The organism is Serratia sp. NA_112.1 (genome assembly GCF_052691715.1).
The window spans coordinates 301,579-311,872 of sequence record NZ_JBQZFO010000002.1; the positions used below are offsets into that span (position 1 = coordinate 301,579).

General features: G+C 53.2%; 7 protein-coding genes and 1 pseudogene. 4 read left to right on the forward strand and 4 right to left on the reverse strand.

Translation table 11 applies throughout. The features are described 5' to 3' along the window. Position 1 precedes the first annotated feature (1 nt). Complete coding sequence (locus tag ACUTQ5_RS05800) at positions 2 to 2,185, reverse strand: glycoside hydrolase (protein WP_445650458.1); 2,184 nt, start codon at positions 2,183 to 2,185, stop codon at positions 2 to 4. A gap of 581 nt (positions 2,186 to 2,766) precedes the next feature. Between ACUTQ5_RS05800 and ACUTQ5_RS05805 the strand changes: the two genes are divergently transcribed. Both ACUTQ5_RS05805 and mgtA read left to right on the forward strand, forming a co-directional pair. Continuing rightward, positions 2,767 to 3,465, forward strand: a complete 699-nt coding sequence (locus ACUTQ5_RS05805; protein WP_445650459.1) for an MgtC family protein — start codon at positions 2,767 to 2,769, stop codon at positions 3,463 to 3,465. Positions 3,466 to 3,663: 198 nt separating this feature from the next. Then, the gene (gene mgtA / locus ACUTQ5_RS05810; protein ID WP_445650460.1) at positions 3,664 to 6,363 is read left to right on the forward strand and encodes a magnesium-translocating P-type ATPase; all 2,700 of its coding nucleotides are present in this window, start codon (positions 3,664 to 3,666) and stop codon (positions 6,361 to 6,363) included. A 27-nt stretch (positions 6,364 to 6,390) separates the two neighbouring features. Here mgtA and ACUTQ5_RS05815 read toward each other — a convergent pair whose 3' ends face one another. From ACUTQ5_RS05815 to ACUTQ5_RS05825, 3 genes are all read right to left on the reverse strand, one after another. Further along, the gene (locus ACUTQ5_RS05815; protein WP_445650461.1) at positions 6,391 to 7,164 is read right to left on the reverse strand and encodes a DUF3307 domain-containing protein; all 774 of its coding nucleotides are present in this window, start codon (positions 7,162 to 7,164) and stop codon (positions 6,391 to 6,393) included. 2 nt (positions 7,165 to 7,166) lie between these two features. Then, positions 7,167 to 7,763 (reverse strand): hypothetical protein, encoded by a 597-nt coding sequence (locus ACUTQ5_RS05820; RefSeq protein ID WP_445650462.1) that lies wholly within the window; start codon positions 7,761 to 7,763, stop codon positions 7,167 to 7,169. 218 nt (positions 7,764 to 7,981) lie between these two features. Then, on the reverse strand, positions 7,982 to 8,161 hold the full coding sequence (locus tag ACUTQ5_RS05825) for a hypothetical protein (protein WP_445650463.1): 180 nt from the start codon (positions 8,159 to 8,161) through the stop codon (positions 7,982 to 7,984). A gap of 197 nt (positions 8,162 to 8,358) precedes the next feature. Between ACUTQ5_RS05825 and ACUTQ5_RS05830 the strand changes: the two are divergent. Together ACUTQ5_RS05830 and ACUTQ5_RS05835 are read left to right on the forward strand one after the other, a co-directional pair. Beyond that, positions 8,359 to 8,535, forward strand: a pseudogene (locus ACUTQ5_RS05830) (IclR family transcriptional regulator); the annotation flags it as partial. A gap of 519 nt (positions 8,536 to 9,054) precedes the next feature. Beyond that, entirely contained in the window at positions 9,055 to 10,281 is a 1,227-nt protein-coding gene (locus ACUTQ5_RS05835) for an MFS transporter (protein ID WP_445650464.1), read from the forward strand. The last annotated feature ends 13 nt before the right edge of the window (positions 10,282 to 10,294 follow it).

Here is a 10,294-nt window from a genome sequence, read left to right on the forward strand (position 1 = left end):
GCTATGGCGTGATGTTCAGGGTGCGACCGTCCGCCAGTTTGGCGCGCAGATTATGGGCGGCAATGCCGTCGAACGCTTGTTGGCCAAAGTTGGCCGTCAGGGTTGAACCGTCGCTGAAGGTGGTCTGCTGCACCCAACCGGCTTGATCAAGCCATTGGAAGTCGGTCAGTGCCTTATCCCACAGTGCCAGATGCAGCGGACGGAAGGCCGCATCGGCCTGTTTGATTTGTGGCAGGCGTGTCTGCAAGGTCGCGCGGCTGAGATGGAACATCGGCGCGGTGTTGTACAATAGGCTCAGCAGGCTGCGGGTGGTTTGGACATCGCTGAACTTCAGGTTGTCGTAATTCCAGTGGTGGCTGCTGATCACCGCATCGTGAAATACCGCCTGATACATCGGCAGGCGATAGCGCGGATCAAATTCCACCGTGCGATAAGGCTCTTTTACCTTGGCCGGGCTGAAGAAAAAGGCCGGCTGGGCATTGGGCCACCAGGCCCCCAGGTAATAAGGCGAGGACTTGTCCTGATTCATCTGTTTGTCCCCCCAGCCAAATCCCCAGGTTTCCATGCCGTGGGCAAACATGATGTGGCGTGCCGTCACCGCGTTGCCATCCTCGGAACCGAGGGGCAGCTTAAGGGTATTGCTGAACCAGGCCAGCCGCGTATTGCGGGCCTGCGCCATTTGCGCTGCACCGGTCGGGTGATCGGGCTGATAGTCGTCGGAAACCATCCCGGTACCGTCAACGTCCAAAAACAGGCTGTTTAGCCCGGCCAATTGCACCAGTTCGCGCATGCGTTGCTGAGAGTAAGGCAGCACGCAGCCCGGATTCAGATAATAACCCTGCTTGCCGAAGCCGGGTTTTTTACTGCCGTCGGCCCGGACTATGGCGCATTCTTCACGTAGCGCCGTCGGCAGTTGGGCGGTTAGCCAACTGTCATTGACTCCGCGAGGGATCGCGGTGTCGTAAGAGTCATAACTGGCAATCAGGTAACCCGATTTTTTGGCACTTTCCACCGCCTGCGGATGCAGGAATTCGGCGGTCCAGTTATCGGTACCCAGCCACAAACGGGGCAGGCCGGCCTGGTGCAACGCCTCGACCAGCGGTTTCGCCAGCCCCTGTCCCCAGCTATCCGCCGGTGCCAGGTAGGCCCCAAGCTGTCGTTGTGCCCATGCCCGGATGTCAACGGCTTGTTGACGCTGTGCCTGTAGAAAATCCCCGTCATCCGGCGTGGCCTTCAGTGGCGTTAGTACCACCAACGCTTGATTAAGGGCATCAACCAGGGGTTGTTGCTGCCAGGCTTCTGGCTTTTTTCCTGCCAGTTTGTGCACGGTTTTCTGGCTTTCGGCGTCCATTTTCTGCCACAGCGTTTCACCGGTGGGCGATGCCAGCCAGGCAAGCAAACCCGGCCAATTCTTCACGTCGGCCGGTGCCAACAGTTTGTCGCCCCATAGATAAATATGGGTGGCACCTATCAGTTTCTCTCCCTCCGGCGCGATACGGATTTTATCGCGCAGGCTGCTGAACTGCCCGCTTTGCTGTAGATACTCGCGGTAACGGCGAGCACCGGACAGTGGGGAATCCCCCACATGCAGTAACACCTCGAATGCCTGTTGTTGATTAAAACGATTGAACTGGTGGCTGCTGTGCATGGTGAGCCGGTTTTTGGCACTGGCGAAGCTGACCTGATTACTGAATGGGGTAAGCAGTAACCAGCTATACACCTTGCCTTGCTGTTGTTGGCTCCACAGCGGCAGCTTCAGATCCCAGTTGGTATCCAGCGGCGTCATCTCTTTTAGCAGGTAGCGCTGCCAAACGGCATTATCCAGCGGGATACGGCTGCCTTCGCCAATCGGTAACAGTACAGTGGTGGTCTGTGACGGCAGGGTGTACCAATTCAGCGTTTGCGCACGACTGCTGCTGAAGCTCAGGCGCAAATCGCTGCCTTCCAGCCTGGCAGTGAGCTGCATGGCGCTGTTGGGCCATTGCCAACTTGCCTGGGCAGGCGTGCTTTGCAGGCTGGTCACGGTTTGCCCGGCCAGCGCCTGGTTGACCAGGATCTCGCCTGCGGTGATCTGCAGCGTGGCCGGATCGATTTCATACCGGGTATCACCCTGTTGCAAGAGCAGGGCCTGGGCGGGGAAACCAGCAAGCAGGGCGAGGCTGATAGAGAGGCGAAGCATGTTCATCGAATAGTTGTCCTTGCTGATGATTGTCCTGCTGAACTTTCAGTTTATCGGGAATTAACGGGCGGCCCAACGTCAATAATCTATACCCGTCATCTTTCAAGTGGCAGCGTTGTTATCTGCGCCCGCTGCAACTTGAAAGCGATAGGGTATATAATCGTGTGATGGGTCGAATATACAAAATTATTGAGTTTAGTTTTTGTTTAATAATTTGGCCTTTACATCATTACCCCAGGTCACTATACTCAGCCAAAATTTCAGTGAGGAAACACAAGTGGACAGTTTTAGTTGCAGTGATATAAACAAGGCAAGCTGACCGATCCTCTTCTGATTTGTTGCTTGCCGAAAACGGCGGGCAGCACCCCTCTCAATTTATTCCGAGCTGTGCAAACCCGAATTTTATTATCGTCCCTATTGCCAATGGCATCGGGTGAATTGATTTGGACGCTATTATGGCCACTTTCAGCCACAGCCTTTTCCCTCCAGGCATTAACACGCTCAACCGCTGATTTATTATCGGCGCGATTTCGCGTGTGCTAAAAAGCACATGATTTTATCTCCTGCAGTTATTTAAGGGGAAAGTCATGGCTATGACTCCTTTTGTTTTAAATTTATTACTGGCGATGAGCCTGGGCGCGGTTATTGGCGCTGAGCGGCAATGGCGCCAACGTATGGCCGGTCTGCGCACTAATGCATTAGTGGCCACCGGAGCCGCGGTATTTATTCTCAGCTCCATGTCTACCGATCCTTCCAGCGCCGGGCGAGTTGCCGCACAAATTGTTTCCGGCATCGGCTTTTTGGGGGCCGGGGTGATCATGCGTGAAGGGCTGAACATCCGCGGGCTGAATACCGCCGCCACTCTGTGGTGTTCTGCGGCGATTGGTGTGCTGTGCGGTCTTGGGCAGTATTGGGATGCGGTACTGGCAACGCTGGTGATCCTGAGTGCGAATATTCTGCTGCGTGAAGCGGCACAGCGCATCAACCTGCAACCCCAGCAGCAGGCGATCGATCTGGAAGTGTGTTACCGCATTCAGATCACCTGCGGCGAGCAGGATGAAATACTGGTACGTACCTTGATATTGCAGGCGCTCAATGGCGTGGCATTAAGATTACAATCCCTGCGCAGCGCTGATATTTCCATTCCTGGTCAACTTGAAGTTTGTGCGGAAATAACCGCGAATGCCTCGGAGCAAAAAGAAATTGAGGGAATAGTTTGCCGTGTCAGTTTGGAAAAAAGTGTGAGTGCCGTGCGCTGGCGCATTGCTTCTGAATTGCCCGTTTAGTTATTGATTAATATTCACTGTATTCAGTGATAAGGAGGCGTCATGGACGGTGACCCCGAAAATTTGATTATTCAGCGTTTTTGGCGTGGAAATAAACCGTGTTAATTACGTCAATTAAATAAATTCCACTCTGTGTTTATTCACCCATTAATCGGGCGGGGTAACCCTGTGCGCAGAGTAAAATAAGAGAATTGCGTCATGACCTATATTAATGAAAACGTACGCCGTCGTGATAAAAAAACGACGCCTTACGCCATCGCCCAAGAGGCGAAAAACAGCGTTGATCAGACGCTGGCCAATTTAAAATGTAATCGCAATGGCTTGACCCAGGACGATGCAGTCGAACGCCTGGAGCAGTATGGCGTTAATCAGGTGGCTCATGAGAAGGCGCCCCATGCGCTGGTGCAGTTATTCGCCGCGTTTAACAACCCGTTTATCTATGTGCTGATGGTGCTGGCCGCGATCAGTTTCTTTACCGATTACTGGCTGCCGGCCCGGCGCGGTGAAGAAACCGATCTTACTGGCGTGATCATCATACTGGTGATGGTTTCACTCAGCGGGTTACTGCGTTTTTGGCAAGAGTACCGCACCAACAAGGCGGCGGAGACGCTAAAGTCGATGGTGCGTACTACCGCCACGGTACTGCGTCGCAGCAGTTACAGCGCACAGGCGTTGACGCTGGAAATACCGATCCGCGAACTGGTGCCGGGCGATATTATTAAGCTCTCTGCCGGCGATATGATACCGGCGGACGTGCGTCTGCTGGCTTCACGCGATCTGTTTATCAGCCAGGCGATCCTGACTGGGGAAGCGATCCCGATCGAGAAATACGACGCGATGGGCAACGTCAGTCAAAAATCGAGCGAGGATGAAGTTTCCAGTGAACATGCGCTGCTGGAACTGTCGAACATCTGCCTGATGGGCACCAACGTTGCCAGCGGTACCGCCACGGCGGTGGTGGTTGCGACCGGTGGGCGCACCTATTTTGGTTCCTTGGCAAAGTCGATAGTCGGTTCCCGTTCCCAAACCGCGTTTGATCGCGGGGTGAACAGCGTCAGTTGGCTGCTGATCCGCTTTATGTTGGTGATGGTGCCGATCGTCTTGTTGATCAATGGCTTCACCAAAGGCGACTGGAGCGAAGCGGCGCTGTTTGCTTTGGCTGTGGCGGTCGGGCTGACGCCAGAGATGCTGCCGATGATCGTCAGTTCCAATCTGGCGAAGGGCGCCATTGCCATGTCACGGCGCAAAGTGGTGGTCAAGCGTTTGAATGCCATCCAGAACTTTGGCGCGATGGACGTACTCTGCACCGATAAAACCGGCACCTTGACCCAGGATCGCATCATCCTCGAACACCACCTGGACGTCAGCGGCGTCAGAGACAATGAAGTGTTGTACCTGGCCTGGCTGAACAGCTTCCACCAGAGCGGGATGAAAAACCTGATGGATCAGGCGGTGATCCGCTTTGGGCGTGGCAAACCTGGCATTGAAGTATTGGGGCGTTTCAGCAAGGTTGATGAGTTGCCGTTCGATTTTGTGCGTCGTCGCCTGTCGATCGTCGTGGCGGATGAAAACCAGCAACAGCGGCTGATCTGTAAAGGGGCCGTGGAGGAAATGCTGGAAATCGCTACCCACGTACGTGAAGGGCAGCAGATTTTACCGCTGGATCCGGCGCGTCGTGAGGCACTGCAGGCGTTGGCCGCCCAGTATAACGAGGATGGATTCCGCGTACTGGTGCTGGCAACCCGAGAATTGGGGGAACAGAAAAATGCCTTGCCGCTAAGCGTGACAGATGAGCGCGATATGGTGATCCAGGGTGTCCTGACCTTCCTCGACCCACCGAAAGAGAGCGCGCAAGAAGCGATTGCTGCACTGCAGGAAAACGGTGTGGCGGTGAAAGTCTTGACCGGTGATAACCCGGTGATCACCTGCAAGATTTGCCGCGATGTTGGCCTGGAGCCTGGCGAACCGCTTTCCGGTCCGCAAATTGCCGAGATGGACGATGCCACATTGGCGCGCGAAGTGGAGCAGCGCACGGTATTTACCAAACTGACACCGCTGCAAAAATCGCGGGTGTTGAAAATGCTGCAGGCGAATGGTCATACCGTTGGTTTCCTCGGGGACGGCATTAATGATGCCCCGGCGCTGCGCGATGCGGACGTAGGTATTTCAGTAGATACCGGTACGGATATTGCCAAGGAGTCGGCAGACATCATTTTGCTGGAAAAAAACCTGATGGTGCTGGAAGAGGGGGTGATCAAGGGGCGTGAGACCTTCGGCAATATCATCAAGTACCTGAACATGACCGCCAGTTCCAACTTCGGCAACGTGTTCTCCGTGCTGGTGGCCAGCGCATTTATTCCGTTCTTGCCGATGCTGGCGATCCACCTGCTGATCCAGAACCTGATGTACGATATTTCTCAGCTGTCGCTGCCGTGGGACAAGATGGACAAGGAGTTCCTGCGTAAACCACGCAAGTGGGATGCGAAAAACATTGGCCGCTTTATGCTGTGGATTGGGCCGACCTCGTCGATCTTCGATATCACTACCTATGCGCTGATGTGGTTTGTCTTCGCTGCCAACAGCGTGGAGCATCAGGCCCTGTTCCAGTCCGGGTGGTTTATTGAGGGTTTACTGTCGCAAACGTTGGTGGTGCATATGCTGCGTACCCAGAAAATTCCGTTTATTCAGAGCACGGCAGCATTGCCGGTTCTGCTGACCACAATATTGGTGATGGCGTTGGGGATTTATCTGCCGTTCTCACCGCTTGGCGCCCTGGTTGGGCTGCAGCCGCTGCCCTGGGAATACTTCCCGTGGCTGGCCGGTACCTTGATCAGCTACTGCGTTGTCGCTCAACTAATGAAGCGGTTCTATATTCGCCGTTTCGGAGAGTGGTTGTAATTATTGCGGGCGCAGCCTACTGCGCCCCTAAAGCAGTTTCTTCACCAATAAACCCAGCATGATGGTCAGGGTAAAGGAAAACAGCGTACCGAGCAGCACATACTCGGTACGCATTTTGTCATCACTTTGGCGTAAATCACCAAAGCGAAAGATTGACTTGGCCGCCAGCAAAAAACCGATCGCCGGGATCTGCCCTATCAGCACAAAAGTCAGGATCAGCGTCCTTTCCAGATAACCGATTTGTTTGCCTGCGCGTAACAGTGAATCGTTATCCGCTTTGGCTGACGGCGGCATCTGTGGCGTCCAGCGCGCCAGCAATTGCCCCATCAGAATGCCCATCGGCATATAAATCAATAAATAAGCCAGCAGCACCAGACCGGATTGCCAGCGAGCCGCGGCGTTAGCCAGCACGCTTATCAGGGCGAGGGCATCCGGTGTCAGCAATAGCCACAGCAAAACAATCACCGTCAGGTGCAGGCCCTGATCGAGCAGAAAACCGCGTGCCTGGCTGAGGCGGGTTAACAGGGTGACTTTCAGCAGGTCGGTCAGCCAGTGACTAATGGCAATAACCAACAGGGCGAACAGCACTTGAGCAGAAGAGATCCCGCCATGCAACAGAGCAAAACCGGCCACGACCCAGGCGGCCAGCACGCCGTGCAGCAGGGCATGCAGCAGAAGGAAGCGAGAGCCTGCCCGATGACGTATTTTATCCTCAACCCAACTACGCGGTTGCAGTGGGAAGTCGGCAAGCAAATGGGCTATCAGCAACCAGATCAGCAGGGGCAGGTAGCTTAAATCCATATTCAGGTGATCCTGTTAATCGCGTGAATAAATCGCATGATTTCCTCGTAGGCTGCGCGTTTGAGCGTTGCAGAGACCGTAGAGGCGGCCTTTTGCAGTTTCTCTGCCACTTCCTGGTTACTGGTGGCGAAGATACGCGCCTGGGCTATCCGCGCTTCGGTTTGCGAAAGGCGGCTAACCACATGATCTAACATTGGCAACAGATCGTTGACAATGGCATTGGTCTGATCGTTATCATTTTTCAGAGCCAGTCGGCAATTTTTCATCAGGCCGTCCAGCGCCTGACCCGAATTCACAAAGGCGCTGCCATAGCCGGCGCTCTGAGCTTGCTTTGTCCCCAGGCCGACAGCAATGCGGGCATCCCAGCGTTGAGCGTCCATGGCTTTGAGCGCGATGCGGATATATACCGCCAGCAGCAAACCAGACTGCGGTTCGCTCACAGCCTGAAAGGCATCGCCACGGAACATCTCGAACTGCTCAATTAGCTTAGCCTGTTGCAACTGGCTAAGCAGGGCATTTAAGCCACTAAGGTAGTGAGTGGTGTCTGACTGCCGGGAATTGACCAGATCGCCGGTGATCACGCTGACTTGGGCTGTCATGTGTTTGTCTGCTCTGAAGCGGGGAGTTAGGGGTGAATTTCGCATCTAAATACGAATATGTCAATAATTCGCATCTAAATACGAATATAAAGGTTATTCGTCTCTCAATACGAAAAATTGAGGTTCGGCTGAGTGGGCTGAGTGGTTCAGCCGGGAATACACGGGCCAGGGGGCTCGCCACCGGCGAAGCGGGGGATATAGCGGTTATGAACGGGTTTTCAGAAGTTTTGTACCAACACTTCACGCGGCTGTTCGCTGCCGTGCTTCAACAGATAGTCGAAGGATTTCTCGCTGTTTTTCAGTTGCTGCAGAAACTCCTGCGGGGACAGGTCGTGTTTTTTGCCGCTCATATAAGCCAGCGCCAGTTCTTTTGCCTGATAACGTGAGAAGTTGTACATAGTGGTTAGCCCTCGAAACGGTGGATTACAGTGCTAAGGATTGTAACCAAAGAGCACATAATGAACAGACGCTTTGACGTATGGATTCGATAGCTAAAACTTAACCTGACGTTTCGTCATACCTTTCAGCGCATCAAATCTTCTCAGACAGGAACTCGACAACGCTGCGGTTGAAGAGATCCGGGCAGGCAATATAGTTGGAAATTGGCCCGTGCTCTATCGCAGTGCCGATGCATTCCCGCAATGGCAGCGCGGTGGCGGCGATGAACGTGGGGGGCAATGCTTCGCCAATTTCGGCGGCAGAGTTACGTGAGCGGGTGCTGCCACAGCTGCAACGCACGGCAATCATGGACCAGCTCAAGTCTTGTCGATGAGTTTCCCCGGCCATGTTGACGACAGACTGCCAGCGTATCCCTTCATCATAAGTAAACCACAGCGACAAAACTTGACTTTATTAGATAAGAAAGTTGTCGATCACGTCACAGTTTCTTTTGCTGGCATCCTGATGCGCCAGAGTGCCAACAAATTTTGCTGAAAATGGTGATTTTAACGAAATAAAAATTATATTCGGTCATTGTTTTGTCGCTAACTGGTTATATTATCTAGATAATGCAATAACGCATCAATGTGATGCAAAAATGCTCTTGCTAATATTCATTAGCGTTGCTAATTCTTAATGCCCATCGTATTAAATAAATTTATAAAATTTGGGGAGTATATTTAGTATGGCGAAATTTAATCTCGGGGCGTGCATTAACTCCCTCAGATCATTACGTGTAAATAATTAAATTATTATCTCTATTGCGTGCACTTAATCTAATAGGTGGGTGGATGTATTCTTACGAATATATTTAATTACCTGGGTATAAGCGATATTTTTAACGAGAGTCCTTATGGAAACAAATGCCGTTGAGTCTAAATTCAGTTTTGGCTCCTATACCCGATTACTGTCCGGCCCCGGACATGCAGCGCTTTCGTTATTTGGGCTATTGTTGCGCTTTCCAGTAGCGATGCGATCTATCAGTTGCATTATGCTGCTTTCTGCCACGACCAATTCGCTGTGGATTGCAGGTACCGTCGCCGGAGCCTTAATGATTACCCAGGCTTTGGCCAGCCCGATACTGGGTGGCTTTGCTGACCGATTCAGCCAGCGAAAAGTGCTTATTGTTACCAGTTGCTGTCATGTTATCGCCATAGCTTTACTGATTGCACTGGTGTTTCTTGATGCCCATTTATGGCTAATTATGGCCGCTGCTATTGCTATTGGCTGTTCATCAGTACCGGTTGATGGTTTTATTCGTACCCGTTGGGCGGCGATGGTCACCGATGAGGCTCTGCGAACTGCCTACGCTTTAGAAACCGTCCTCGACGAGATTATTTTCTTGTTGGGCCCATTGGTCGCCATTGTGTTAGCCACGGTATTGCACCCCGCTGCAGGGTTGGTTTTATGTGCCATCTTCACTTTCAGTGGGTCGATGGCGCTGGTGCTGCATCGGCGTTCAGAGCCGGTGATTGTGCAGAAGGTCGACGAAAAAAACCGCAGAGCTATTAGCATGGTCTGGGTGCGTAGTCTGATGGTCTCCTATGCGGCGGTGGGAATCTTCCTTGGCTCGATTGATGTGATGATGATCGCCTTTGCCAAAGAGGTGGGTAATCCCACTCTCGCCGGCGTGCTGTTGTCTATTTGCGCCGGGGGCAGCCTGGTCGGGGGGCTGTGCTATGGTGCGATGAACTGGTCTATACCGCAGCCCCGGCTGCTGTTGCTCACTTCCGCTACGCTTTGCGCAGGTACTGTTCCCCTGGTTCTCACCAGTTCCCCGCTGGTTATGGGGTTGTCTGCGTTTATCGCCGGTTTGTCGGTGGCACCGTTGCTAATCACCTGCAGTAACCTGCTGGAATCGTTAACGCCGAAAGGCTGTTTATCCGAAGGTTTTTCCTGGCTTTCAAGCGCCGGGTGGCTGGGTTTTTCCTTCGGCGTCTCGGTCGGCGGGCAACTTTCAGATCAAACAGGGGCTGCCCAGGTCGCCTGGATCGCTCTGGCCGCCGGCATGCTCGCCTTATTAGCCAGTCTGTTCAGCCAATCACTACTCAGTAAGAAATCAATGCCAAGCCCTATTTAAGCGAGTTATTTCA

Coding starts and splice junctions, on each gene's coding strand:
- ACUTQ5_RS05800 (WP_445650458.1), bottom strand. CDS start 2,185: ATGAACATGCTTCGCCTCTCTATCAGCCTCGCCCTGCTTGCTGGTTTC.
- ACUTQ5_RS05805 (WP_445650459.1), top strand. CDS start 2,767: ATGGCTATGACTCCTTTTGTTTTAAATTTATTACTGGCGATGAGCCTG.
- mgtA (WP_445650460.1), top strand. CDS start 3,664: ATGACCTATATTAATGAAAACGTACGCCGTCGTGATAAAAAAACGACG.
- ACUTQ5_RS05815 (WP_445650461.1), bottom strand. CDS start 7,164: ATGGATTTAAGCTACCTGCCCCTGCTGATCTGGTTGCTGATAGCCCAT.
- ACUTQ5_RS05820 (WP_445650462.1), bottom strand. CDS start 7,763: ATGACAGCCCAAGTCAGCGTGATCACCGGCGATCTGGTCAATTCCCGG.
- ACUTQ5_RS05825 (WP_445650463.1), bottom strand. CDS start 8,161: ATGTACAACTTCTCACGTTATCAGGCAAAAGAACTGGCGCTGGCTTAT.
- ACUTQ5_RS05835 (WP_445650464.1), top strand. CDS start 9,055: ATGGAAACAAATGCCGTTGAGTCTAAATTCAGTTTTGGCTCCTATACC.